This window comes from Pseudomonas orientalis (genome assembly GCF_001439815.1).
Classification (GTDB): domain Bacteria; phylum Pseudomonadota; class Gammaproteobacteria; order Pseudomonadales; family Pseudomonadaceae; genus Aquipseudomonas; species Aquipseudomonas orientalis.
Map to the genome: position 1 here is coordinate 49,751 of NZ_JYLM01000011.1, position 25,353 is coordinate 75,103.

General features: G+C 60.0%; 19 protein-coding genes. 5 read left to right on the top strand and 14 right to left on the bottom strand.

The genetic code is table 11. The annotated features are described in order from the left end of the window. Positions 1–130: 130 nt before the first annotated feature. Both TU82_RS22945 and TU82_RS22950 read right to left on the bottom strand, forming a co-directional pair. Positions 131–5,308: a dermonecrotic toxin domain-containing protein gene (locus TU82_RS22945; RefSeq protein ID WP_057725532.1), complete on the bottom strand. Its 5,178-nt coding sequence runs from the start codon at positions 5,306–5,308 to the stop codon at positions 131–133. A gap of 111 nt (positions 5,309–5,419) precedes the next feature. Continuing rightward, positions 5,420–7,459 carry a M3 family metallopeptidase gene (locus TU82_RS22950; RefSeq protein WP_156421690.1) on the bottom strand — a complete coding sequence of 680 codons (2,040 nt, stop codon included), beginning with the start codon at positions 7,457–7,459 and terminating at the stop codon, positions 5,420–5,422. Positions 7,460–7,857: 398 nt separating this feature from the next. Here TU82_RS22950 and TU82_RS22955 point away from each other — a divergent pair, with 398 nt between their 5' ends. Beyond that, complete coding sequence (locus TU82_RS22955; RefSeq protein ID WP_057725534.1) at positions 7,858–9,000, top strand: pectate lyase family protein; 1,143 nt, start codon at positions 7,858–7,860, stop codon at positions 8,998–9,000. A gap of 63 nt (positions 9,001–9,063) precedes the next feature. Here the strand turns inward: TU82_RS22955 and gspF are convergent, their stop codons facing one another. The 7 genes from gspF to gspG are packed head-to-tail and all read right to left on the bottom strand — an operon-like array spanning position 9,064 to position 17,051. Continuing rightward, positions 9,064–10,272 carry a type II secretion system inner membrane protein GspF gene (gspF, locus tag TU82_RS22960; protein ID WP_057725535.1) on the bottom strand — a complete coding sequence of 403 codons (1,209 nt, stop codon included), beginning with the start codon at positions 10,270–10,272 and terminating at the stop codon, positions 9,064–9,066. Further along, positions 10,272–11,690: a type II secretion system ATPase GspE gene (gspE, locus tag TU82_RS22965; RefSeq protein ID WP_057725536.1), complete on the bottom strand. Its 1,419-nt coding sequence runs from the start codon at positions 11,688–11,690 to the stop codon at positions 10,272–10,274. Before gspE ends, gspF begins: the two co-directional genes overlap by 1 nt. 2 nt (positions 11,691–11,692) lie before the next feature. Then, complete coding sequence (gene gspD / locus TU82_RS22970; protein WP_057725537.1) at positions 11,693–14,041, bottom strand: type II secretion system secretin GspD; 2,349 nt, start codon at positions 14,039–14,041, stop codon at positions 11,693–11,695. Continuing rightward, the gene (gene gspM, locus TU82_RS22975; protein ID WP_173667464.1) at positions 14,038–14,547 is read right to left on the bottom strand and encodes a type II secretion system protein M; all 510 of its coding nucleotides are present in this window, start codon (positions 14,545–14,547) and stop codon (positions 14,038–14,040) included. Before gspM ends, gspD begins: the two co-directional genes overlap by 4 nt. Further along, positions 14,540–15,673, bottom strand: a complete 1,134-nt coding sequence (gene gspL, locus TU82_RS22980; protein WP_057725539.1) for a type II secretion system protein GspL — start codon at positions 15,671–15,673, stop codon at positions 14,540–14,542. Before gspL ends, gspM begins: the two co-directional genes overlap by 8 nt. Continuing rightward, the gene (gspK, locus tag TU82_RS22985; RefSeq protein WP_057725540.1) at positions 15,670–16,593 is read right to left on the bottom strand and encodes a type II secretion system minor pseudopilin GspK; all 924 of its coding nucleotides are present in this window, start codon (positions 16,591–16,593) and stop codon (positions 15,670–15,672) included. The genes gspL and gspK overlap by 4 nt, the downstream gene beginning before the upstream one ends. An 8-nt stretch (positions 16,594–16,601) precedes the next feature. Further along, complete coding sequence (gene gspG / locus TU82_RS22990; RefSeq protein ID WP_057725541.1) at positions 16,602–17,051, bottom strand: type II secretion system major pseudopilin GspG; 450 nt, start codon at positions 17,049–17,051, stop codon at positions 16,602–16,604. Between the two features lie 137 nt (positions 17,052–17,188). On the opposite strand from gspG, the gene gspI reads away from it, so the two are divergent. Further along, a complete protein-coding gene (gspI, locus tag TU82_RS22995) occupies positions 17,189–17,575 on the top strand; it encodes a type II secretion system minor pseudopilin GspI (RefSeq protein ID WP_057725542.1) in 387 nt (128 codons plus the stop codon). 6 nt (positions 17,576–17,581) lie between these two features. Here gspI and TU82_RS23000 read toward each other — a convergent pair whose 3' ends face one another. Continuing rightward, a complete protein-coding gene (locus TU82_RS23000; protein ID WP_057725543.1) occupies positions 17,582–18,013 on the bottom strand; it encodes a type II secretion system protein N in 432 nt (143 codons plus the stop codon). Positions 18,014–18,081: 68 nt separating this feature from the next. Between TU82_RS23000 and gspH the strand changes: the two genes are divergently transcribed. Further along, entirely contained in the window at positions 18,082–18,543 is a 462-nt protein-coding gene (gene gspH, locus TU82_RS23005) for a type II secretion system minor pseudopilin GspH (protein ID WP_057725544.1), read from the top strand. Further along, complete coding sequence (gspJ, locus tag TU82_RS23010; RefSeq protein ID WP_057725545.1) at positions 18,540–19,145, top strand: type II secretion system minor pseudopilin GspJ; 606 nt, start codon at positions 18,540–18,542, stop codon at positions 19,143–19,145. The genes gspH and gspJ overlap by 4 nt, the downstream gene beginning before the upstream one ends. 86 nt (positions 19,146–19,231) lie before the next feature. Here gspJ and TU82_RS23015 read toward each other — a convergent pair whose 3' ends face one another. Further along, complete coding sequence (locus TU82_RS23015) at positions 19,232–20,113, bottom strand: SDR family NAD(P)-dependent oxidoreductase (RefSeq protein ID WP_057725546.1); 882 nt, start codon at positions 20,111–20,113, stop codon at positions 19,232–19,234. After that, positions 20,103–21,524, bottom strand: a complete 1,422-nt coding sequence (locus TU82_RS23020) for a flavin-containing monooxygenase (RefSeq protein ID WP_057725547.1) — start codon at positions 21,522–21,524, stop codon at positions 20,103–20,105. The genes TU82_RS23015 and TU82_RS23020 overlap by 11 nt, the downstream gene beginning before the upstream one ends. Before the next feature lie 153 nt (positions 21,525–21,677). On the opposite strand from TU82_RS23020, the gene TU82_RS23025 reads away from it, so the two are divergent. Further along, the gene (locus TU82_RS23025) at positions 21,678–22,724 is read left to right on the top strand and encodes an AraC family transcriptional regulator (RefSeq protein ID WP_057725548.1); all 1,047 of its coding nucleotides are present in this window, start codon (positions 21,678–21,680) and stop codon (positions 22,722–22,724) included. A gap of 3 nt (positions 22,725–22,727) precedes the next feature. On the opposite strand, the gene TU82_RS29030 is transcribed toward TU82_RS23025, so the two are convergent. Beyond that, positions 22,728–24,701: an SDR family NAD(P)-dependent oxidoreductase gene (locus tag TU82_RS29030; RefSeq protein WP_057725549.1), complete on the bottom strand. Its 1,974-nt coding sequence runs from the start codon at positions 24,699–24,701 to the stop codon at positions 22,728–22,730. Between the two features lie 23 nt (positions 24,702–24,724). Continuing rightward, positions 24,725–25,345: a hypothetical protein gene (locus TU82_RS23035; protein WP_057725550.1), complete on the bottom strand. Its 621-nt coding sequence runs from the start codon at positions 25,343–25,345 to the stop codon at positions 24,725–24,727. Positions 25,346–25,353: the final 8 nt, after the last annotated feature.

Below are 25,353 nucleotides of genomic sequence, written 5' to 3' on the forward strand. Positions count from 1 at the left end.
TTATCTGCCCAGTGCCTCGCAACTTTAGAATCCTGATATGCCTTCCGTCTGTTTTATGACCATTGGATGACCGGCCTGGTGTCCTGGCCCCGTGCACTGAACAAAAACGGAATATGGCGTGCGCGCGGAATCAGGGCGAATCGCTGGTCAGGCCAACAGGTATCTCTTTTCGACGTCCCAGTTGTGCAATCAAGTAGGCGATGGAGTCGGCGTTGTTAAGTACCGTAATGATGCGTTTAAGCGGATCGCTACGGAAAACCCGCCGGGCTTCGACGAGGGTTTGGGTGCCAGTGACGGTGAGCAGCCTGTCGAGCACAGGTTGTGTTGACGTGCCCATCATAGGGTCTGTCTTGAGGCCGGTTGCAATATCGACTACTTGGAACAACTTATGGGTCGGGGTATTGAGCGAAAGTCTTGAAAGATGGCGGTTTTCCAGGGCCACTTTAGTGTTGCTGCCCTCAGGCGTTTGGGGATCAATCAGGTCATGAAAGGGATGGGTTGAATGTACGTAAGCCAAGTCCAACGTCGCACAGACATGATGCGTGATTTCGTGAATGAGGGTAGCCGCACGGGCATGGACGCTGACATAGAACGGTTTTATCAACAAATGACTGTATTTGAGCCCCGGGCTGAAAAACACCTCGGTCAAGTACACTAATTGAAGGGGGTCGGGGACAATGGTAAAGGCCATCAACGTTTGTACGCCCCCAAGGGCCGGCATCCGCGAACGGCCAATGACAAATCGCGTTGAGTTCGGGGAGGTCAGTGAGGGCTCCATCAACGCGCTGCACACCTTATCGACGATCTCCTGGATTATTTCAAGGTGCTGGACCTCGAGCGTCTGCAAGCCGAAAAACGTTTTGATTTGTTTGACGAGCTCAGGTGCAGCAAGGGGTGTATGTGCGATCAGGCGCACATTTTCCTGGGCGTTCTTTGCATAAAACGTCGCCAAGGCAAGTGCATCGGTAATAACCCAGGATTCCCGAGGGTAAAGCGCTCGAATCTCGCGCATTCCGCTGGCCAATATATTCATACTGGAGCGCGCAATGGGCTCGGAGTAGAAACGATTGGTCAATCGTGCAATTGTCCGCCGCCCCGTCAGCAATGGGCCGGCGCTACTGAGCATCCACTGTTGTAGGGTGTTGCTGTGCACCACAGGGCCGACTTCGCCGTCACCGGCGATACGCCATTCCAGGCCGTGCTTGATGACCTGGAACACTTTCCCTGCAACCGCCGCGTAGTAGTGGTTGGAGGCCGAGCGGTAAAGGTTGAGTGTGGTGTCTTTAGTCAGGCTGGCCAAGCTCGGCTCAAGGACTTCGAAACGCTGGAGCCGGGTGCGTGGCGCAGCGGTAATGTCCAGCGCGGGCCAGGACACCACAGAGGTCGCAGGTGTGTGAGGCGACAGCATCGGTTCGGGTGCCGGGATCATCCCGCCCTCCGATACGGCAGGCATGGAATCGCGCAAACCGACCAGCAAGGCCACACCGCCGATAAAATGCCCCATTGCCTCATGCCAGTGATGGCTTTGCAGCTCTTCGGCAGACGCTTTGAACAGTTTATGGCTCTGCCAGACCACCAAGGGGTAAGCCAGTTTGCCGGCAAAAAACACAATTGCCTGCTGCACACCTTCCGAGAATACAGTCTTGGCGGTTTCCCAGGCAGTACCTGCATTTGCCGTTTTTTGGCAGCCCAGCAGCGTTGTCAGCAGCTCGACATTGTCGGTGAACAACTGCTTGAACAGCGCAGCGTCGATGGGGTTGCATGCCAGCTGGAGGGCAGTGCTGGCTTGGGATTGCTCCAGCGCGCTTGTCAGTGCCACGTGGTCAACGGCCGGGACCACCTGCCGAATCCAACGCTGTAAGGCGCCGGAGGCTGTCAACTCAGCACGCAGTGCAGCCTCAACGGTATATTCCTTGAGGGTGTAGCCTGGGCTATAGGGGGCATAAAGGACCTGGGGGCCCTCCTCACCTGAGGCGGAACCGATCAGGTAAACCCCAGGGATCCTGACGGTTTTTTTCCCGGCATCGACCAACAGTTCCAGACGGCGGATCATGGCGTTGGCGCCCACCACTGTCGCACGGGCGGTCGCATCGGGCATGTCCATGACCTGTTGAATGAGCCCGAAGGCCGCCGGTGAAAGCTGGCCTTGCAACCTCATGCCGTGAGCGTATTGCATCAGTTGCCACGGCAGTTGTCTGGCGAATCGCGTGAAGCGTTGGCCAACGTCCGGACTGGCAGGACCCAGGAAGGATTGGATGTACGTTTGGTAAGCCGCATTGATGTTCAGCGCCTGTATCCGCGTTTTCAGCGTCTGCGCATCCAGAGTGGATGGCAACGGCGTTGTACCGGTGCTGGCGAACAGGGGCACCTCATCGTTCCAATACGACTGATGACTCAAGACATAGTCCAGCAGCGACTGGTTGCGGGCAGGCGTACTGCCCTGCGCCGGCAGCCCGACTTCGACTTCGTCAGGTGTGACGCTGTCCTGATCGTCAAGCGCCTTGAGTAAGGTACTGAGTTTCTTGCGCGTAAACTGAGCCAGCGAATCGATCCCGTGCAGGTAATCCTGATTGTCGGTGACGTTGTTTCGATACTGCTCCAACGATTCGGCATAGAGTTGTTGATCGACAGCGCTGGCTTTGCCCAGCCATTGCAAACCCTGTTGCAGGATCATGGCCTGGACCATGTCCATGGCACGCTGCACGTTGGTGGGCGCCAGGTTTTGTGTGGCGTGAACCTGCCACAGCTTGCGCAACTGTTCGACCGACAGCTTCATGGACAGGATTTTCGCCAGCTCACGGTCATTTTGTTGTGCGTAGGTTCGTTGCAAGTGCTCGACGAGGTTGTCCTTGATCAGTTCAAGGGAGCTGAGTGCATAACTCGGCTGTGAATCCCAGTCAGGTGTCGCCAGGTTCGCCAGGAAAACCTGCCGTTCGTCCGGGACTGCCAGGCGTCGGTCCATCTCTGCTTTGAAGTCATTCAATGAGTAGAAACTTTCCAGGCCCAACGCGAGCGTCCACAGCAGCGTGCGGCCGGAATATCGAGGATCAAGCCCGCCGCGCTCGGTCAGCACGAAACAGTTAGTGAGTACCTGCGGGGTATTTTGCCCGGCAGGTGTGACCCTCAAAGAAAACGCATCAGGGCGGAACCCATTGACGCTAAGGCGTAAGTCTCTGGCGTAAATACCTAACACGGTCAAGAGCACTTCGTAGTCGAGTGGCAATAAAGCGTTGTTCCATAGCCTGACCTGCACTTCCCCCGTCAAGCCCATCTCCATTGCTTTTCTCAGCAAGGGCTGCATGTTGGGGGACACGCTGTGGGTCCTACGCAGGTACTGTTTAAACCCGCCGACTGCACTGTTGATCAGCGTATTGAAGGTAGCGGCGTCCACGCCTGAGATCCTGGTGGCGGGTTTGTCAGGAGCGGTTGAATAGACGTGGGTGTTCAGCGAATCGATGGGTGGACCCACTTCGCCACATAGGCGCGCCAGAAAATAGTCGACCATGCTGCTCGATGCCAGCAGTCGAGGTTTGTCGGTGTCACTCGAAGGGTTGCTGTATCGGCGTACCGAGAGGCACGCAGCCTCCAGGCGGTGCTGCTTGATAGCGTACAGTTTCGTATTGAGACAGGTGATAACGGAACGCTCCAGCGAGGGGCGAAACGATAGGTGTTGTTCGATTTCGGCGGTGACGTTTTCGAGTAAATGCACCGTTGTGCGCATTGCAGCAAGCGTGGGTGGGACCCTGGGTTCAGCCACCGTCGCAGTCCAGGTCTCTGCCAACTGAGTACTCCAACGCCCCATGGATTCGAAGCTCGGTAATTTTGGATCAATCATGCCACGCACATCGAGCACATGATCGACCAAGGCGTCGAGGTTCATCGTGCCCTGGCTCAGGCGATACTGATCGAGGGCGTATTCAAGGTTGCGACCTTGTTTTTCAATGATGCCCTCCATGATGCTTTGGAAAATAACGCCGGTGATCGGGGCTGTGGTGACGTCACAGGCCAGCAGGTTCACTTCGGTGTAGCGCTCCAACCTGGACAGATGTTTTCTCCAGGCATCGGCATGCTGCCGGGGGTTGAGACTATCGAGGAGGTGGGTTTTCAGGGCGCCCAGCTCGGTAAACGATCGCAGGCCTTGGTGGGGGGTATAGAGCAGCCAGGTCGAGCCGTTATCGCTTTTGTTACTGCTGATGATGAGCGTGCCTGCCAGCTCGGAGGGGGGCTGTTCAGGCTCTTTCAGCAGTGCCTTTTCAACATCAATGGCGGGAGCAAGCATTGGCGCGGAGCGCGCAGCCTTGAGCGGCAAGGCCTGCAGTTGCAAACGCTGGTCAACCGTAATCGTCGTTTGCTGTTGTTGGTCCAGCGTGTGTGTAAAAAAGGCGTTGGCCATGGCGTCGGTAAAAAATTGCAGCCGCGAGGCCCCGGTGCAAGCAGGCTGCTCCCAAAATGCCTTGGGCTGTTGCTTCATATGTGTTTTCAAGCCCTGGGCCAATCCCTGGACCGATGCATCCCAACTCAATTGATCGTCAGGCTGCTGGGAATCAGCGACGTGTTGGGGGTTGTAATAGCGCCGGGTTTGTCCCACAGGCCAGCCATTGGCGACGAAATGCCTGAGGACAGTTTCGCTCAAGGTGCGGGTGTTCATGTGTCGGAACGTAGATTCGCTGGATGAACCGATGACATAACTCTGCACTTGGATTTGGCGCGGATCGACACCCGTAAAAGATCGCGCCAATTGCGTGGCAATGTATTCATCCAGCAGAGAAGTGAAACTGGGCAGCTTGAGCAGCTCCTCGCGCATCAGACGGGCATTCTCAAGCAGATTGTTGGAAAGGGTCGTTTGTTGTGCCTCAAAGACAGCGCCTGCCACGGTATGTGCAGTAATAGTCACGGGCGCAGTGGGCGTCAGGGCGACTTGCTGAGAGAGGGAGAGATAATCAAGCAACGCTTGGCGCTGCGACGAGTCTTTGAGCCACGACCCCAGTTGCGTCTTGAGTGTTTCATGGCTTTCCAGCTTTTCCAGACCACGAGCTGGCGTATAGAGAAAAACCCCGCCTTGCGGGGCGGGGCTCATTACGAATGCGCCCGCCAGCTCAATAGCCGGTTGACCGAGCACGTTCAGTTGCAGGGTTTGGACGTGCATCGGCACTTTTTGTGCCCGCCGCAAAGCATCGTTGGCCAGATAGACGGAGTCGAGCCAGTCGAGGTCCTTGAGGGTAAAGTTGCGCGTACGTTGGCGCTCACTTAGTTGCGTGCGATCGGTTTGGGTTTCACTGAAAAAATACGGTGGGTTGTCAGTGACCATTGAATGCTCTCCATGCCGGATTGGCTGCCGAGGTGAGCAGCCGTTAGTGATCTGAGAGAATCACTCTGGCGTTTCAAGTTTCGGCCGAGGGACTACATATGCACCAGCGCTTCATGCCCCCGCAGAATGCGCGACGCATCGTTCGCCTTCGCCCCGGAAAAGCTTGAGTGAGCTCAACAGCGTACCGGTATCCCCCTCAGTGATGAACGCGTCCCGGAAGGCTTTCCCGGTCTCCGGGTTGAACAGGTCATCACGTTCAAACCGTTCAAAAGCCTGGCGCGCCAGGACACCGGACCACGTGTAGGAATACAGTTTGGCCCCATAGCTACCCATCGGTTGTTCGAAGCGGTTGATCGGACGGGCGCTATCAGGCCACTGTAAATAACCGATTTCAGCGTTGGCCTGGGTGAACACCTCACGGGGTGTACGCCCGTCGCCGTAGGTACGGTGCAACTCGAAGTCGACGAGGCCGGTGAGCAAAAGACTGGCTGTTTCCCGGCTGGTCTGGGTGTGAATAAATCGGCTTATATGATTGGCCATATCGTCAGGCAAAGGATCTCCCGTCTGGACATGGGCCGATAGCCAGCTCAGAAACGACGGCGTAAAGCAGAACTGCTCCAGCACCTGGCCGAAAAATTCCGCCGCGTCGTGGCCTGACTGGCCTATACCGGAAATCGCCCGATAGGGGGCGGCGGTCAACAGGTGCTGCAGGCAGTGGCCGAACTCATGCAACAAGACCCTCAATTGCAAGTGACCCAGCAAGCAAGGCTGGGTCACTGTAGGTCGTGGCAATTGACTGCGTAGCACGGCTATGGGCCGTTGTGGACGCCCCTCGGCCGTCATCCGGTGACTGCGCAAGCCCGAGGCGACGCCAATCGCGCCGCCCTCCACGCGACGATAAGGGTCAATAAACAGATGTCCGATGGGCTCGCCGTACTCCCTGAGTTCGAATACCCGCACGTCCGGGTGCCAGGTCTCGACAGTGGTTTGTTCGATCAGCTCAACGCCGAACAGGGTTTTGGCGAACGTGCACAATCGTTGCAGCACTGTTTCCAACGGGAAGTAGTTGCGCACCGCGTCCTGAGAAACACCCGCCACGTCCTGGCGAATTTTTTCCGCGAAAAATTCGTAATCCCAGGGTTCCAGCGCATCGATTCCTCGTTGCGCGGCATAGCGTTGCAGTTGCTGTGTGTCATGGGCAAATGTCGTGCGTGCCTGATCAATCTGTTGATGCAAAAATGCAGTGACCTCATCGGCCGTCTCCGCCATTTGTTCCACCAGCGCCAGTTCGGCGAAGTTGGCATAGCCCAGCAATTGGGCTTTCTGGTGACGGCTGTCGAGCAACACGGTCAGAACCAGTTCATTGTCGGTGCCAATGGCGTCAGGACCGCTGCCCACGGCACGGCTGTAGTAAGCCTCCATCATTTCCTGGCGCAAGGCTCGATGGTCGGCGTAGTTCATCACCTCCTGAAAGGACTGCTCGCAAAGCGTCAATAACCAGCCATCCAGGCCTGCGTTCCGAGCCGCAACCTCCATGCGTGCCAGCGCCGTGTCAGGCAGTCCGCTGAGCAGCACTTTGTCTTGAATGTGCTTACGCCATGCGTCGCTGGAGTCTTTTACACGGCGCAGGAACTCTTGACTGAATTCATCGATTTGCAGGTTCAGCGCTTTGAGCCGCAGCTGATTCTCTGGCGAAAGATCAAGGCCGGCCAAGTGGTACTTGCGCAGTATCTTATGCAAGGCACGTTGGCGCTGTGGATCGAACAGGGCTGCGATCGGGCTATCGGCAAGTTGTCGGTGAAGCTCGTACAGGTCATTGTTCGCGGCCAACTCGGCGCGGTACTGCATCGCACGCTCATAACTGCGGTGTGATGCCAGCTTCCATGTCTGCCCCTGGGGAAGGGAGTCAAGCAGCTCGATGATGTTGAGAAAGCCATCCAGGCGTGCCTGCAGTGCTTCCACTGCTTGCACCAGGTCGTCCCAGGTGGGGAATGACGCCTGGCTGGCAATGATCGTGGCGGTGGTGTTGCGGCTATCTGCGATGATCTGCTCAATGGCGGGCACCAAGTGTTCCGCTCGGATGGCTGAGAACGGTGGCAAGTCGCAGGGCAGTAGCAGTGGATTGCTTTCAGACATGAAGTCACTCTTCAAAGGTAGCTGTCGAAGCAGCCAGCCTAGGGAATGAATTATCGTTGGAGGGATAGATAGATATAACGTGGAGCATCGGGTCCTCCACGACCACGTCCACGACTGGCGACGCCCGTGCAAGGGGTAAATCAGGACAACGGGGCACTGCCACAATCAGGCTATAGCCAAGAACTATTGCACCGTGAAAGGAACGGAACTCGAACCAGATCACGATCTGTCATGTTCAAGGCGTTCTCGGCGTCATAAAGCAATCAGTTGTACGACAACACATGAGACACATGATAGTATTTCTCATGCAGCGGACGTTCGATTCGCTGCACCGGTGGCAAGGACGTCCGCTCGAGAAACGCGCAAACCCTGTGCGCGTTTAGAACTCAAGTTAATCAAGGATCTGATTACTCATGACAAAACCCTCAACTTTCCCCGCCTGCAAATTGGCCAGTGCCGTATTCGGCGCCCTGCTGTTTTCCAGCGTTCCCGCACATGCAGCGGACATTTGGCTGGACGTCGCCACGACCGGCTGGGCCACGCAGAATGGCGGGACCAAAGGCGGCTCCCGGGCTGCCGCGAACGACATCTACAGCGTTAAAAACGCGGCCGAACTGAAAAAAGCCCTCAGCGCTTCGGCAGGCAGCAACGGTCGCATCATCAAGATCACCGGCATTATCGACGTCAGCGAAGGCAAGGTTTACACCAAAACGGCTGACATGAAAGTTCGCGGCCGCCTGGACATTCCCGGCAAGACCACAATCGTGGGCATCGGCGGGAATGCGGAGATTCGTGAAGGTTTCTTTTACGCGAAAGAAAATGACGTGATCATCCGCAACATCACCATCGAAAACCCATGGGACCCCGAGCCGATCTTTGATAAGAACGATGGTGCCGACGGCAACTGGAACTCCGAGTACGATGGCCTGACCGTCGAAGGCGCCAACAACGTGTGGGTCGATCACGTGACCTTTACCGATGGCCGCCGTACCGATGATCAGAATGGTACCGCCAGCAACCGCCCCAAGCAGCATCACGATGGCGCACTGGACGTCAAGAACGGTGCTAACTTCGTCACTATCTCGTATTCGGCATTCAAGTCCCACGAAAAAAACAACCTGATCGGTTCCAGCGACTCGCGCACCACCGATGATGGCAAGCTCAAGGTCACCATCCACAACACCTTGTTCGAAAACATCTCCGCCCGTGCACCCCGCGTGCGCTACGGCCAGGTGCATCTGTACAACAACTACCATGTGGGCAGCACCAGTCATAAGGTGTACCCGTTCTCCTATGCCCATGGCGTGGGCAAGAACTCGAAGATCTTCTCCGAACGCAACGCCTTCGAGATCGCAGGTATCAGCGGTTGCGACAAGATCGCCGGCGATTACGGCGGTAGCGTCTATCGTGACACCGGCTCGACCCTCAACGGCAGCGCACTGAGTTGCTCGTGGAGTTCGAGCATCGGCTGGACCCCACCCTACAGCTACACCCCGCTGACTGCCGACAAGGTCGCCGCGGACGTCAAAGCGAAAGCCGGAGCCGGCAAGCTCTAAGCGATAGTGCAACTTCAGTGAGTTGAAAAGCCCTTGGCGACGAGGGCTTTTTTGTGCGTGCGCCTACTGCACCAGCTGGTTGATCTCGATGATCGGCAACAGTATTGCCAGCACGATCACCAGCACCACCGCGCCCATCACCACGATCATCAAAGGCTCAAGCAGTGCCGTCATGCCCATCGCCCGGCGTTCGATATCGCGAGACAGCGTTTGCGCCGCACGATCGAGCATCGGCGGCAACGAGCCGGTCTTTTCACCGCTGGCGATCAGGTGAATCAGCAGCGGCGGGAATACTTTCTCCACCGCCAACGCCGTGGCCAGGCTGACCCCTTCACGTACCTTCGCAGTGGCGTCACTCACGCTTTGGCTCAAGCAATCGTTGGACAAGGTCTGGCGCGCTGCTTCCAGTGCGCGCAGCAGCGGCACCCCGGCGCCACCGAGGATCGCCAGGGTCGACGCGAACCGCGCAGTGTTGAGCCCGAGCACAAACCGCCCGATCAGCGGCAAATGCAACACGCGCCGATGCCAGCCCAAGCGGGCCACAGGGTTGCGCAGGTACACGCGCCAGCCCCAGAAGCCCGCCACCAGGGCACTCAAACACAGCCACCCCCAACCGCGAATAAAATCGCTGGCGTTGAGCATGGCCAGGGTCAGCCCTGGCAAATCCTGGCGTGCCTGGGAAAACGCGCTGACCACTTGCGGCACCACGTAGCTGAGCAAGAAGATCACGATAGCAACCGACACCAGCCCTACGACCCCGGGATAAATAAATGCGGTGAGGATTTTGCTGCGCAGGTTATTGCGTTCTTCGATGTAATCGGCGAGCCGCTCCATCACTTGGGCCAGATCGCCGGACTCCTCTCCTGCCGCAATCAGTGCACGGTAAATCTGCGGAAAGTCCCGTGGCCGCGCGGCCAGGGCGTCCGCCAGGCGCATGCCGCTACGCACATCGGCACGCACCGCACTGAGGGCCTGGACGATGTGTTTGCGCTCGGCCTGCTCCACCGTGGCGCTCAACGCCGCCTCCAGCGGCAGGCTCGCGCTGAGGAGGCTGGCCAGTTGTCGCGTGGCCCAGGCCAGGTCGTTGTCTGACAGTTTGGCGGCGAAAATCCCGGTATTCGCGGCCCCGTCACTGCTCTCAAGTTGTACCGACAATGCGGTCAAGCCGCGCCGATGCAAAAGGCTGAAGGCTTCACGCGGGCTGTCCGCATCCAGATGCCCGATCTCGACCTTGCCCGTGGCGTCGGCAGCTTCAAAACGATAGCGATTCATCAGGCGTCCCGTGTCACGCGAAGCACTTCTTCGGGCGCGGTCACGCCGCTACTGACCCAGCGCTCGCCGTCCTCACGCATGCTGAACATACCCGCACGGCGTGCTGCGGCTTTGAGCGCCTGTTCATCGGCCCCCTGGTGGATCAGCGTGCGAATGTCATCGTCAATGCAGAACAGCTCATGAATACCGGTGCGGCCGCTGTAGCCCGTGTGGTTGCATACCGGGCATCCAGGCGCACGCCAAATTCCCGGACGGGCCTGATCTTCTTCCTTGCAGTGCAGGCAAAGCCGGCGTACCAGACGCTGAGCCAGAACGCCGAGCATTGACGACGCCAGCAAGAAGGGCTCGACCCCCATGTCCAGCAAGCGGTTGACGGCGGACACTGCGTCGTTGGTGTGCAACGTCGCCAGCACCAAGTGCCCGGTGAGTGAGGCCTGCACCGCAATCTGCGCGGTCTCCAGGTCGCGGATTTCACCGATCATGATGACGTCCGGGTCCTGACGCAGGATCGCGCGCAGGGCCAGTGCGAAGGTCATGTCGATCCTGGCATTGACCTGGATCTGGCTGATACCCGGCAGGTCATATTCCACTGGGTCTTCTACGGTGAGAATATTGCTGGTACTTGCATCCAGCCGTGCCAGGGCGGCGTACAAACTGGTGGTCTTGCCGCTGCCGGTGGGCCCGGTGACCAGTACAATGCCGTGGGGCTGGCGAATCAGGCTGTCGAGCCTGGCCAGCACCGAGGGCGCCATGCCGAGGGTTTCCAGTTGCAGGCGACCCGCCTGCTTGTCCAACAGACGCATCACCACCCGCTCGCCATGCCCGGTAGGCACCGTCGACACCCGGATATCAATAGGCCGCCCGGCCACACGTAGCGCGATGCGACCGTCCTGGGGCAAGCGTTTTTCAGCGATATCCAATTGCGCCATGATCTTGATCCGCGAGATCAGTGCACCATGCAAGGCCTTGCGTGGCGACACTACATCGCGCAGCGTGCCGTCGACCCGATAACGCACCACCGAATGACTTTCGTAGGGCTCGATGTGGATGTCGCTCGCCTCGTCCCGCGCCGCCTGGGTGAGCAAGGCGTTGATCATGCGGATCACCGGTGCGCCGTCCTGGGTGTCGAGCAGGTCGGCGATCTCGGGGATGTCCTGCATCAGTCGGTCCAGGTCCACTTCGTTTTCCGCCGCGCCCACCACGGCGGCGGCACTGCCTGTGTCGGCATAGGCGCCGGCAAGCAGGCCGTCGATCTCGGCATCACCTACTCGCTCCAGGCGCAGGGGGCCGAACTGACGGCGGGCTTCAGCGATCGCCCAGCTCGCGGTGGACGGGCATACCGTCAGCATCGCGCCCTCCTCGCCCTCACGCAGCAGAATACGGTGTGCCTTGGCCCAGGCGTAAGGCAGCGCACTCATACTCAATACACCTCTCGCCCCGCTGGCGCGGCGGCCTGCGGTACCGCGCGGTGCGTCGCGCGTGGTTGGGCACCCCCTATCGGCACGGCCTGGGCCGCCTCGGGCAATTGAGGCGTCTGCATGTCGGGTAATGCCCAGTTATGTTCCGGTTGCAAATGCCCCTGAGCGCGGCGCATGTAGTCGTACCGGTTCAGGGTGATTGCGCGCCCGGCGCCACTGTCGCGGATGATATACGGGCGCAAAAACACCATCAGGTTGGTCTTGGCGATGGCCCGTCGCTCGTTGCGAAACAGCGCCCCCAGCCCCGGAATGCTCGACAGCCACGGTACGGCTTCATTGCTCTGGCTGTAGCCATCCTGGAGCAGGCCGCCGAGGACCATGATCTGTCCGTCATCGAGCAAAATACTGGTGTCGATCGCGCGCTTGTTGGTGACGATGCCGGCCGACGTCGCGCTGCTGGAGGCGCGCTCGTCGATGCTGCTGACTTCCTGGTAGATATCGAGCTTGACCGTGCCACCTTCGGAGATCTGCGGGCGCACATTCAGTTTCAAGCCGACCTCTTCGCGGGTGACGGTCTGGAACGGGTTGTTGCTGGTACCGCCGCCGCCCGTGACGTAGCTGCCGCTGACAAACGGAATGGTCTGCCCCACGAAAATGCTCGCGGCTTCGTTATCCAGGGTCAGCAGGTTCGGCGTCGACAGTACGTTGCTGCCGCCTTTGCTTTTCAGGGCGCGAGCCAACACTTTGAGGTCCATGACCTTGCCAATGCCGGGCACATCCACGCTGCCGTTGATAAAGCCCAGGCTGAGGCCGCCGGGCAGCACGTCAACGCTGGTCTTGCCATTGAGGTTAAAGCCCGTACCGCCCAGGTTGGCTCCGCCGATCACGCCTTTACCGGCCAGGTCGCCGCTTTGCCACTGCACACCGAACTCGTTGGCATCGTCCTCGTTGACTTCAACGATCAGGCTTTCAATGACGACCTGGGCGCGGCGCTGGTCGAGCATGTCGATGACTTCCCGCAGGTTGCGGTACAGCGGTTCAGGGGCGGAAATCAATAAGGTGTTGGTGGTCGAGTCCGCTTGAAGGGTCACCCCGCCGGCGCTGAAGGCAACGTTCTGCTCGCTCTGTTGCTCGCCGGGTTGGCCGGTCGAGCTGCTTGCCATCAGCGCCGACTCATCATTGCCGTTATTGACAGTGCCTTGGCTGCTGCTCTGCCCGATCTGGCTGCCCGTGGTAGTGGCGCCCATCGCGCTGAGCACCGAACGCGCATTGTCGCCCCCTCCCTTGTCGCTTTCACCCGTCAGCAAACCGCGCAGCGACTGAGCCAGTTTTGCCGCCTGGGCATTGCGCAGGTACACCACGTGCAAATTACTGGGGTTGGCTTGGGCGTTATCGAGCTTGTAAATCAAATTACGCGCCAAGTCGGTTCGCTCCGGGCTACCGGCACGAATCACGATGGCATTGGAGCGTGGATCGCCCACCACGGTGATTTTCTGCGTCGCATCGCTGCCCGGCTGTTCCAGCAGTTGCGCAACCATCTCGGCGATATCCACGGCGATACCGTTCTGAACCTGCACCACGTCGGTGTCGATGGCGCTTGGGGTATCGATGCCTGCAATCAACTGCGCCACCCGTGTGAGGTTCTCGGCGTAGTCGGTGACAACGATGGTGTTGTTGCCCGGATAGGCATTGATCGGGTTGTTGGGTGAAACGATCGGGCGCAATACCGGGACCAGGTTCACTGCGTTTTCGTACTGCAGGCGAAACGTACGTGTGAGCATGCCGTTACTGCCGACGCTGTCGGCACTGTAGACCGGCCCGCCCAGCAGCTTGGCATCAGCCTCGGGCACCACCTGTGCGATGCCGCCCACATCCACGACGCTGAACCCTTGCATACGTAACGTCGCCAGCAGCATGTCATAGGCCTGATGCGCCGGCACCTGCCCTTCGGAGACCAGCGTGAGCGTGCCCTTGACGCGGGGGTCGAGCAGAAATTGCTGACCGGTGGCGCGGGACAACGCTCGCACTACCGCTTGAATATCGGCCTCGACAAAATTCAACGTAATGGGTTGATCACCCAAAGGCTTGCTCGGTGCCGTTTGCGTCCGACCGGCAGCGCCGTTGTGCGCGCTGCGGGTGACCTTGTGCAACGGTCGCGGCTGTCGTTCGATCTGCACTTGCGCGCGCTGCCTGTCGACCAACGCATCGCCGCTGCGTTGGGTGGTGGCCAGGGGCAGACCGAGTTCACTGTCCCGCGGCGACTGCGCTGGAGGGAGTGAGCTGCATGCGCCCAGCGCCAGTAACAGAAACGGCGCGGCCGTGCGTACATAATTGGAACCTGACCACTTCATGATGCTTCCTTAGCGCCTTGCATCTGATCCATACGGACGGTTCCCGAGAGCGTGCCAGCCGTGTTATCGGTCGTGGCCTCGCCCGCACGCTGCAGGCGAGCCTCGACCACTTCCAGTGAAAATTGATTGGGGTAACTCAATAGCCAGGCGATCACCGCATCGGCGGGTGCCTCTGCGAACGTCAATTGCCAGGATGCATCACTGGCCTGCAATCGGTAGCGCCCCGCCAGGCCAGCGGTGTCCAGCGATTGCTGCAATGATTGTTCAATGCTCGACCCAGCGGGTATCGCGACCTCGCCAAGCAACAGCTCCAGCGCCTGGTTCTGGGCGCGCAATTTTGGGGTTTCGGTTTGCCAATACTCAATATCCTTGAGCGGTGGCCGGATCAGCAACGACCACACCAACAAGCTCGCGAAGAACACCGTCGCGCCAATCAGCATGCGTTGTTCGCGCGGGACCAATGCCTTCCAACGCCCTCCAAACATCACCCGCAGCTGATTACTCATCGTCGCTTTCCAAGGTGGCATTACGCTCACTCGACACTGCGTCCGCCAGCCTGCTCAACGTCCAGGTGCGCTCATCGCGGTTGGCGGAAAGCCCGGCCTGGTTCAATGTCAGTTGCGCAGCAGCGTCGGCAACGGGAGGTGCCTCGTCCGTCATCCGCACCTGCAACTGGCGCTGGCTGAATGTCATTTGCTCGACGCTGCCCGCCATGAACGGCAACGCAAGCGCGGCTTGCCGCACCAGGAAAGTAAAATCATGAGTAGCCGCCCCGCCCCCTTGCCGGATCGCCAGTTGCTGACGGGCCTGTTGCAAGGGATTGAGAATCACCGGCAGCTCTGGAAATGTTTGCTTTACGCGTTGATTCATCCGTTGTTTGAGCTGCTGCCCTTGCGCCGCTTCGCGGGCAGCATAAAGGTTCAGCCCGACCACCCAAATGCCAACGGCCAGTGCGCAACAGCCTAATGCCCGCCCCCAGCCTGCAGCGTGGGCGGTGCGCTTAGCCACCCCGCCATGCAGCCCCCAGCCAGGGACTGCGCCGCTCCAGCGTTGGTGATCGACGGACCACAACAGCGTTTCGCCAGTGGCTGCGAGCGCCTGCAAGGTGTCCTCAACCAACGGTTCCACGGTCCCCTGCTCAAGGGCGAAACGCAGCAACAACTGACCGTCCACCACACACGCGCTGATCTGCCCCGCCGGTGGTACGGCTAAGCGGTAAGGTGCCGGGTAAAGGCCGCGCAGCTTGAGTCGATGCCGGCCCAATAACTGACCAAGGCGATCGAGGTCGAACGTTGGCAGCCAGCTCAAATGCACCTGCCCGTCCGCGTGGCGGGCACTGTGCGCCACATGCATCTGTTCGCTTCGCCCCAGGATCAGCGCCTGTGCGGCGCAAGTGACAGCCGCACCGATACGAGCCGGTGATAGAGGCGGCAGCGCTATGCGTGTGAGTACCGTATCCATCGGATGAAGGAAACATTCGACGAGCTGAGACTTGGTGGGTTGCCCCAGCTTCTCAAGGGTGCTGATGCCGGTTTGGCTGACCCGTCCCTTGCGGTCCAGTTGTGCGAACTCAAGCTCGCTGTGTGACGTCAAGGTACCCAGCGCAGGCAAGGCAATGCGCAGGCCGGTCATACGCCCAGCCTCGACCAGATGACCTTGGGCATTGCGTCTTCGGGGCGATGCAACAGCGCATCCATATGAACACGGCGCTGATTGCGATGGGCCTGGCCATGAAGCATGAACCACTCACTGGTGACCCCCACGCGCAGTTCATCCACGCTCAGGTTGGGCAATTGCACGCGATTGACGAAGTCACCTCGATTGACAAACCACTGGCCGCGGTCACGTTCAGCGACCAACGCGCCGGCCTGCGACAGTGACAAGCCGGGCACCACCGCCGCCAGGACCTCGGCGCTGGCGGTGTTGCTGTTGACCCATGTGTTGGCCGGAATAATGCTCACGTAACGCGCCAGCCGTGCCAAGAGTCGCTCACTGAGACCGTCAATACCGCGTAGTTGGTCAAGCGTGCGCAGCATCGGCTGGGTGGCGGGTAACAGCGGCCCAGGCTGCCCCGAGGCTGATGCAACCGGCCTGCGCGGGTAAGCCGCAATGACCCGCCGGCTGATGCGCTGCGCCAGGTGGGCCTCGATACCGATCATGTCGCACAGCCGTTCAAAGCTGCGCACCTGGCCAAGATCAACGTGCTCGCGGGCGACTAAATTACGGAGATTGAACTTGCCTTGCTGATCCTCGAGATGACCCTCAAATTGGCCGTCCTGCGCCGTATTGATCGGCCGCGCCCAAGGCTGGTCGAGCCGGGTCAGCGCATCATGCTCGCGGGCATCCCTGAGCAATTGTCTGCTGACTTCCAACCCGCCCAGCAACAATGCGCTGCCCTGCACACGCGCCTGCTCAGCCTCAAGTGAACGGGTAAAAATGCTTTGGCGAGTGAGCATGCCGGCGGCGATCACTGCGACCACCGTGACGATCAACAACGCGCTGATAATCGCCGTACCGCGCTGTTTCGCCACTGTCGGCGACTGCGATTTCATGACGGCGCTTAAAGCTGCCAGGATCCGATATCGGCATTCACGCCGTCACCATCCGGCTGGCCGTCGGCACCGAGAGAGAAGATATCGACCTCGCCGTTCGCGCCGGGATTCAGGTAATGGTAAGGACGGCCCCATGGGTCGTTGGGCAGGCGTTCCAGATAAGAACGCCACTGGGTATTTTTTGCATCCGCCGGGCGCTCCACCAACACCTTGAGGCCCTGGTTCATGCTGGGATAGGTGCCGTGGTCGAGGCGATAAAGCTTGAGCGCCTGCATCAGGCCGGCGACGTCTTGCTTCGCCGCAATCGCCCTGGCCTGATCCGGGCGATCAAGCACTTTGGGTACGACAATCGCGGCCAGGATGCCAAGGATGACGACCACCACCATGATCTCGATCAGGGTGAAACCGTGCTGAGCGTGACGGCCGCCAGACCCATATTTGATGCGCGCGAAATCCATATCCACCATCCTTGGTTTGATCCTAATTCGGCGCGCAGTGTAACAAAACTAACTAGCCGGATAGCAAAATTAATTGGCCGCTGCCCGCGGCTCTGCGAGTGCTATCCTGCGACGTGTTTTTACACCAAGAGTGACCCATGGAGCTGTCGCGCAAGGAGCAAGGTTTTACGTTGATCGAGGTGCTCGTGGCCTTGGCGATCATTGCCGTCGCGATGTCGGCCGCAGTCCGCGTTGCAGGCCTGATGACCCAGAGCAACGGCTTGCTGCGCGATCGTTCGATTGCTTTGTTGTCGGCTCAAGGCAGGCTCGCCGAATTGCGCCTGGACGGACGACTCTCCTCGGGGCACAAAGCGTTTGACTGTGATCAGGGACAATTACAGCTGCTCTGCGAACAAACCATTGCACCGGCTGCCGATGGGCGCCTGTTGCGTGTCACGGTTGAGGTGTCGGAGCGCAAGCGTGAGGCGCCACCGTTGGCGCGACTGGAAACCCTGCTGAATCCGCCAAAGGAAGCGCGCCAATGAGCGTGCTCAAGGTTGGGTCAATCGGGGTAGAACCACGGCGTTCGGCAGCGTGCTGACGGTGATGCGCGAGTTCTGCGGGCCACGCCCAATGACCACACCATCCGCCTCGATGGCCACCAGGCGAACGCCCTGGGCCAACGATTCACCCACCACAAAGCTGCGCGGCGGCCCCCCGTTCAGGCTGAGGATCGCCACCGCTCCCCGCGCACCGGCCATCACGCCAGAGACCTTGATCTCCACCGCAGCCGGCTGGTTGGAAATCCACTGCAGCGCCGTCGTATCCGGGCGAGCGACCAGAACGGGGGGCTCAACCTGCGGCGCCTGGGACTCGGCCGACGTCAGCAAGACAGAAGACCAGACCAGCACACCCGCGAGCGCCGTGGCCAACGCCACTGCCTGCAATAGCCGCGGTGCCGTTAAACGAAAAATAGAGACCAAGACAAAACCTCCCTGTTGTCCTGCGGGGCAGTCTACAGGAGAGATCCATGACGAAGGAGCGTTGTGTCATGAACACGGACAACCAGCGGGGCTTCACCCTGATCGAGTTGATGGTGGTGCTGGTGATCATCGGCATTGCCAGTGCAGCCATCAGCCTGAGTATCAAACCCGACCCGTTGCAGTTACTGCGCAAGGACGCCAACCAAGTGGCCCAGAGGCTGCAAATCGCCCAGGCCGAAGCCCGTGCCGACGGCCGCCCAATCACCTGGCAGGCAGACAGTAAAGGTTTCCGCTTCAGCCGTCGCAGCGAATCAGGCCATGGCTGGGATCACTTTGTGAACGACCCGCAACTGCGTCCCCGGGCCTGGGAAACGCCGTCAATGAGCGTGCGCGTAACCCCCAGACAACGAGTGGTAGTGAATGCCGAATGGTTCGCCTCCCCTCTCCAGTTGCGGCTCTCGGATGGCCAGCACCAACTCACCGTTCAACTCACCGCGACCGGGCAAGTTCGTGTGGCGAACGAACCATGAAAACAGACCAGCACGGTTTTACGCTTATAGAGGTCATGGTGGCGATCATGCTGATGGCCATTGTCAGCCTTATCGCCTGGCGCGGCCTCGACAGCGTGAGCCGGGCCGACAGCCATCTGCAGAGCAGTACGGAGCAGACCCAGGCGTTATTGCGCACATTGAACCAGTTGGAACGCGACCTGGCCCTGCGCGCCAGTAGCGAGCTGCGCACCCCAGGCTTGACCGAGGACGAGCAGCCCGACGCCCTCCCGGCAGTCAGCGTTCGCAGCGCCGACAATCATGATTTCCAACTGAACGTCATCCGTAGCGCAGCACCTCCAGAGATCGGTTTGCAACGCGTGCGCTGGTGGTTGGACGGCGACACCTTGTACCGCGCCACATCAGCGGCCAGTGACCGATACCCCTTACCTGCGCCCAAAAAAGCAGCGGCGGCATTGTCCGGCATCAGTGACCTGCAGGTACGCTTCTGGGAAGCCGGCAAAGGCTGGCGTCAGCTCGCCGGCAACCGCAAGAACGACCCTCTCGGCCTGGAGATCAAGCTGACCCGCCAGACGCCGCAAGGGGAAGAGCGTTATCGGCAAGTAGTGGGCCCCTTGCAATAAAGTCAGTCCAGTGCTCAGCGCTGGACTCTGGGCTTGGGGATACTGGCCGGAGGCTGATGCAAAGTCAGTGCGTCTGCAAGGCACAATCAGTTCTCCGGCAACTTCAGGCGCCAGCCCTGCCCCTCGCGGGTTATCAAGCCCCGCTGCTCAAGGGAAACCAGGTAGTTGCGATGGCCGGTTTCGCTTTTGCGCTGAAACAGCGGCAACACCCGGGGCAAGATACCGGGAGCCAGCATCACCAGGCGTGCCGTCCAGGATTCGCTCGGTCTTACGAACATCTCCAAGCGAGGTTTATCCAGCGCCTTGAGCACGGTTTGAGCCACGTCCTCGGGCATTTGCGGTGGGTCCAGGAACTGCATTTTGTTACCGTCCTCAATCGCCTCGCGCATCAGCATCGGCGTTTCGGTGGCCGATGGGTTGACGATGGTGAACGTGACGCCGAGCCGTTTACCATCCAGCCCCAGGCACAGCATCGCCCCGCGCAGACCGAACTTCGACGCCGAATAAATACAGGTTTCCGGCATTGGGAATAACCCACCCACCGACACGATGGAAATCACCCGACCGTCAAGAGCCTGTTGCAGCAACCCGAGGAACGCCTGAGTCAGCGCGATCGGCACCAGCATGTTGAGCTGCACTTCATGGCTGATCGATTGCATTGAGCGGACTTCGAACGGCGTGTTGCTGAGTATCCCGGCATTATTGACCAGCAGGTCCAGGCGCCCAAACTCATCACGCACATGGTTGATCAGCCCTTCCAGCGCCGTGGCGTCCGTCAGGTCGGCCTGGTAAGTCAGTGCCATCGGTCCAAGGGCTCTGCTTGCCTGTGCCAGGCGATCAGGGTCGATGTCCACCAGCAGACACTTGATACCGCGCCCGATCAGCGCGGCGGCAATCGCACGGCCCAATCCACCCGCGCCGCCAGTGATCAGCGCAACCCAGCCCGTAAACATCCGATTACTCGCCATGGACGCTGACCTCCTGCAATACCGGCGCCGGCTGGGGTGTCATCATTGCCTGACGAGAGGACTGCTTCAGGGCATCGTAGGTATGCTCGCCCAAGGCTGGCCAGTTCAGGTCGGCGCGCAGCTTTTCCAGGTAGGCAAGGAAGGCGCGCGCGTCCAGATACACCGCATGGCGGTCCGACTTGACGAATTGAATACCGCCGCTCAGGTCAGGCTCATCGCGTTGGATCAGTTGTTCGAACTGCAAGGCCGTCGCCGAGCCTTCAAGCTGCGCACGGAAATACGCGGCCAGGGTCAGCGCCTGGGTATCGAAGGTTTTGAACGCGCTGGAGTTCTGGTCCAGATAGCCAATGGCGCAGAGGTTGCGGTGGGTGCGGCTGAACATCGACAGGTACATCAGCGGGCGCCCGTTCTTCCACTCGAAAAACTGCGTCGCGCAATCGGCCCCCCACTGGTAGCCCGTCGCGCACAGCACCAGGTCGACCTGCTCGCGAGTACCATCCTCAAAGACCACGCTGTCGCCTTCAAAGCGGTCAATGTTTTTGCGCACGGAAATATTGCCGTGCTGCAGATGGTGCAGCAGTTGCGAATTGATGATCGGGTGGGTTTCGAACAACGCGTGATCCGGCTTCGGCAGCCCCCAGCGTGTCAGGTCGCCGACCAACAAGCGCAACAGCCCTTTGAACACCGGCCGCGCCAACCACAACGGCAAATGCGGGCCTTCGTTGAACTTGTCGACCGGCATGCCGAACACATGCTTGGGAATGAAATAATAACCGCGGCGCATGCTGATAAAGGCCTGGTCGGCATGGATCGCCGCCTCGCAGGAAATATCCGCGCCGGAATTGCCGGCACCGACCACCAGCACGCGTTTTCCTTGGAACTCACGCCCGGATTTAAACGTGTTGGAGTGACGGATTTCGCCGTTGAACTCTCCTCGGAATGACGGCAGGTTGGGTTTCCAGTTGGTGCCGGTGGCCAATATCACCCAGCGATAGCGCTTTACAACACCGTCGCTGAGCGTCACCCGCCAGCGGTTTTCAGGGTCTTTTTCGATCAGGCTGACCGAGGTATTGAAATGAATCGCCTCGCGCAAGCCGAAGGCGTCGGCGAAACTCCTGAGGTAGTGAGCGATTTGGCGGTGCGAGGGGTAGTCCGGGTAATCCCGGGGCATGGGAAAACCGACGAAGCCGGACAGGTCACGAGAAGAGATGAAGTGCGCCGACTCGTACATCGGTGTACCACTGTTATTGATGTCCCAGATGCCACCCACTTGCGCGTGCCGCTCGAACTGATCGTAGGCGATGTTTTGCGCTTTCAGGGCGCGCGCCGCACTTAAACCACCCGCCCCCGAACCGATGATACAAACGCTGTCGCCCTGATCGATCACAGAGGTATTCCCGAGCGCACTCATGGCTGATTCCTTCCTTTATTGTTAGATAGGCTTTGAACCTGGAATGTAAAGCACGCATCATCCAGGCACGGGGCTTTGGCGGTCAGGAAGGGTTCTTTACCGGACAAATTAGCGCCCAGATACCCGCCTGTTCACAAGCCAAGAGTCCTGCCCATGTTCGAGACTGCCGGTGACGCCCACGATTGGACCCAGCACCCACAGCACAACGAAGCCGTGGTGGTGCCCAACGTTGCACGCGCCTTGCTCAGCCTGGTCAGTGAAAGCGGGCAGTCCACCGAGCGCCTCTGCCGCGGGCTGGGCTTCGGCTACGAGGAACTGCTGGACTTGGACATGCGTTTGTCCTACCGCCAGACCCGCACATTGATCACCCGCGCACAGCGGGCCATGGGCGATCCGGCGCTGGGGTTATCGACGGGGATACGGCAGACGCCGGTGTCATGGGGTTTTGCAGGGCTGGCGATGCTGACCTGCAAGACCCTCGGCGAAGCGATGAGCTACGGGCTGGAGCATCAGGGTGACACCGGGGCCTTGATGGAGCATCAAGCCAGCCGGCAGAAAGAGGCGTTGATCATTGAGGTCAAACCCAAAGTGTTTGACCTGGACATCGAGCCGTTTCTGGTGGAAGAGGCGTTTTCCAGCGCCGTGGCCATTGTGCGACGGCTGGTGGGCCAGCGCTTCACGCCACTGCGCGTCGAACTGGCCTATTCACGCCCGGCCTATGCGGATACCTACAGCCGGGTATTTCGCTGCCCCATCAAGTTCAAGGCCGGCAAAAACCGCTTGATCAGCGAGGCTCACTGGCTGACCACGCGCTTGCCCGATTATGACGACATCACCTGTGCGCCTCTGCGCGCCAAACTCGACAAATTGCTCAACCGTGGCGTGAGTTTCGATGCGCTGATCGAAACGCTACGCAGCCATATTCGCACCCACCTGGACGATCCGCAGGCACTGCAGGCGTATGCCAGCCAGATGAACATGAGTGAACGCACCTTGCGCCGCCGTCTGACAGCCTCCGGGGTTTCCTATAGCGAATTGCTCGACCAGATCCGCCACGAACGCGCCCGAGACTTGCTGAGCAATACCGCCATGACCCTGGCGCAAGTTGCCCATACCCTCGGCTACAGCGACGCCCGCGTGCTGCGGCGGGCGTTCAAGCGGTGGACCGGCACCTTGCCCAGCGAACAGCGCCGGCGTTGAGGGTCAACCCGGTTTATTCAGTGACATGCGTGCCTCACATTGCGCACCCGCCACCTGCGCGCTCGGCAGTTCCTTGCGCAACACCCACAATGTGAGCGACTTGGGCATGACTCTGGCCAGGCGGATCACCCACCTCATCGGCCAGGGAAACAAGTAGTCCCAGCGCTGACTGCGCATGGCATACAACATATGGTCGACGGCTGCCGCTTCGGAAATTTCCAGCGGTGCCGGCATGCCATCGTTCGCCGTTTGCGCGGTGGCGACAAACCCTGGGTAGAGCGATAGAAAGCGAATGCCACGGCCGCCAAACTCGATACGGCAGGTATCGATCAGCAAGCGCAGTGCGCCCTTGGCTGCGCTGTAGGGCCCTTGCAAGGTCACGCCGAGGAAACCCGCGAGGGAGTTGGTGTGCACCACAAACCCATGGCCCTGGCGACTCATCTGTTCCAGGGCCGGGAACAAGTAGTTGACCACCACATCGTAGTTCGAGCGCATGTACGCGGTGACGTCGGCGGCTTTCATTTCGCGCATATCCAACGCGGGCGCGCCGCCGGCATTGAGCACGATCACATCGAGCCGGCCATAGTGCTCGACGATTTCATCCACGAGGCCGGCGGCGGCCTGTACATCCAGGGCATCCACCGCCGAAACCCGGCATTGTCCCCCCTGAAGCGTGATTTCCAGTTGCAGGTCGCTCAGCAATTCCTTGCGTCGGGCCGTGGCCACCACACAGGCGCCCTCCTGCGCCAGACGCACCGCCAGCCCACGGCCCATGCCGGAGGACGCGCCCACCACCAACACCACTTTGCCCGCGAAACTGACGCGCTTGCTCGCCGGGCATCGGCGAAGCAAACCAACCAAGGTCAGGGCAATCAGCGAGAACACGGCGCTGACCAGCAACACGTACTGAGCGTTCTCCCCCACCACCCACTGCGACGCCATCAAAGGCCCGAAGGCGCACCCCAACAGTTGCATGCCCGGCACCAGCGCCGCGACTCGTCCCGAAGGATCAAGCTGCAGTGCGATACGGACCTGGAACGGCGTCAGCATCAGCCAGACCAGGCCAAACGCGCCGCACAACGCCAGGAATAGCCGAACGCCCATGTCGGCGGAAAAATACATGCCCAGGGCAATACCGCCTAACAACACCGCGGCGACGGCCAACAATCCGAAATCCGAAACGCGGCGCACCAGCACAATCCCCAGGCACCCGCCCAACACTTGCATCAGCAGTGTGCCGGAGACGAGCAGTTGTGCGTTTTGTGCATCCAGCCCCACGTATTTGCTTAGCGGTTCAAGGTAAGCCCACAGCCCACCGACGGCGCTCAGTTGCATGAAGGCCAGCCCCAGCAGCAACACATGGTTGAGGCCCCATGAAAAACCGGCATCCGCGGTGCACTGTGCTTGCTGACTGGCCAGGCGATTGGGCTGCCACCGAACCAACACCAGGGACGCCGCCGTCAGTGCCCCCAGGAACACGAAGCCAAAAGACGAGGTGCGCTGAAGCGGCAATACCCAGTACGCCAGCACCGCCGCCACCAGTGCCTGGCCGAGGGTTTGCACCACCATGAACACACCGGCGACGCGATCAGGCGCCGGCCCCTGGATGATCAAGTTGACGGTGCCCCATAACAGCAGGCCTTCGGCCAACCCGGCCAACGACCGCGTCAATGCCAGCGCACCATCCCCGGTGGTATTGGCCGTGACCAGATCCATGCCCGATGCCGCCAGAATGGCGACGACCGTGATCACGCGCAGGCTGAACACCGAACGCAATAAATCCCCCAGGACCACTCCCAAACCCAACGAAAGGATTTCGCCCATCGCGACCAGACCGACACCCTCGAGTGACAGACGGTTTTGCTCCAGCAATTCCCCCAGCAGCAAGGGTTGCAGCCCCACCATCAGCACAGCGATCGAGCCCAGCGCCAAGGCGGCGCTCAGGTGTTTACGGGAAACAGCGGACGACATGTGCATGGCGTTACACCTCTTGAAGGGTTTTAGTAACCGCGATTTTCCGGCGGAATTTCGCCTCGGGCAAAACACTGCGTCGCGCGTTTCTCATCTTTCATCAGGCGACTGTTGGCCACCCGCACGACCCACCAGGGCAGCAGCGTCATCCTGGCCCCGGACGCCTTGGCGAGGGTGAAGGCCTTGGCGCACTTTTCAAACAGCTGCGCATTCATCGCCATTCGCGTACCGGTGGTGCCCAGGACCGCAGGCACGCCCTTGATCAATGCCGCGTTACCGCCGCGCTGCAAGGCCGTGGCAATGTCCTGGATTGAAGCCGCCGGTACGCCCATATGGCCAATATGCCGCGCCTGCTCGTCGAACAGAATAGGCATGACCCCGCCGAAATCCGCAAGGCTACGGGCAAAGTCGCCCCCGCCCAGCAAAATGGCGCCTACGTCCGAGCGGGCATGGTAGATCACATGGTGGATCTGGCTGTCACCCATGACATGCACCGGCCAATCGATACGGGCGGGGCTCAGGTCATCCACCAGCCCCCACCACATGCTTTCCTTCCCCGGAATCCGCAAGGAGACGCTGCTTCCCGCCTGCACCAGGCCGATAAGTCGTTGCTGCAGTTCCAGCCATTGTTGTCGCAGTACATCCTGCATCGTGCTCA

Bases quoted from the DNA above. Each gene is read 5' to 3' on its own strand.
- gspG (WP_057725541.1), bottom strand. From the start codon at position 17,051: ATGGATTTCGCGCGCATCAAATATGGGTCTGGCGGCCGTCACGCTCAG.
- gspK (WP_057725540.1), bottom strand. From the start codon at position 16,593: ATGAAATCGCAGTCGCCGACAGTGGCGAAACAGCGCGGTACGGCGATT.
- TU82_RS23025 (WP_057725548.1), top strand. From the start codon at position 21,678: ATGTTCGAGACTGCCGGTGACGCCCACGATTGGACCCAGCACCCACAG.
- TU82_RS23015 (WP_057725546.1), bottom strand. From the start codon at position 20,113: ATGGCGAGTAATCGGATGTTTACGGGCTGGGTTGCGCTGATCACTGGC.
- gspF (WP_057725535.1), bottom strand. From the start codon at position 10,272: ATGAATCGCTATCGTTTTGAAGCTGCCGACGCCACGGGCAAGGTCGAG.
- gspH (WP_057725544.1), top strand. From the start codon at position 18,082: ATGAACACGGACAACCAGCGGGGCTTCACCCTGATCGAGTTGATGGTG.
- gspI (WP_057725542.1), top strand. From the start codon at position 17,189: ATGGAGCTGTCGCGCAAGGAGCAAGGTTTTACGTTGATCGAGGTGCTC.
- gspM (WP_173667464.1), bottom strand. From the start codon at position 14,547: ATGAGTAATCAGCTGCGGGTGATGTTTGGAGGGCGTTGGAAGGCATTG.
- TU82_RS23020 (WP_057725547.1), bottom strand. From the start codon at position 21,524: ATGAGTGCGCTCGGGAATACCTCTGTGATCGATCAGGGCGACAGCGTT.
- TU82_RS23035 (WP_057725550.1), bottom strand. From the start codon at position 25,345: ATGCAGGATGTACTGCGACAACAATGGCTGGAACTGCAGCAACGACTT.
- gspE (WP_057725536.1), bottom strand. From the start codon at position 11,690: ATGAGTGCGCTGCCTTACGCCTGGGCCAAGGCACACCGTATTCTGCTG.
- TU82_RS29030 (WP_057725549.1), bottom strand. From the start codon at position 24,701: ATGCACATGTCGTCCGCTGTTTCCCGTAAACACCTGAGCGCCGCCTTG.
- gspJ (WP_057725545.1), top strand. From the start codon at position 18,540: ATGAAAACAGACCAGCACGGTTTTACGCTTATAGAGGTCATGGTGGCG.
- TU82_RS22945 (WP_057725532.1), bottom strand. From the start codon at position 5,308: ATGGTCACTGACAACCCACCGTATTTTTTCAGTGAAACCCAAACCGAT.
- gspD (WP_057725537.1), bottom strand. From the start codon at position 14,041: ATGAAGTGGTCAGGTTCCAATTATGTACGCACGGCCGCGCCGTTTCTG.
- TU82_RS22955 (WP_057725534.1), top strand. From the start codon at position 7,858: ATGACAAAACCCTCAACTTTCCCCGCCTGCAAATTGGCCAGTGCCGTA.
- gspL (WP_057725539.1), bottom strand. From the start codon at position 15,673: ATGACCGGCCTGCGCATTGCCTTGCCTGCGCTGGGTACCTTGACGTCA.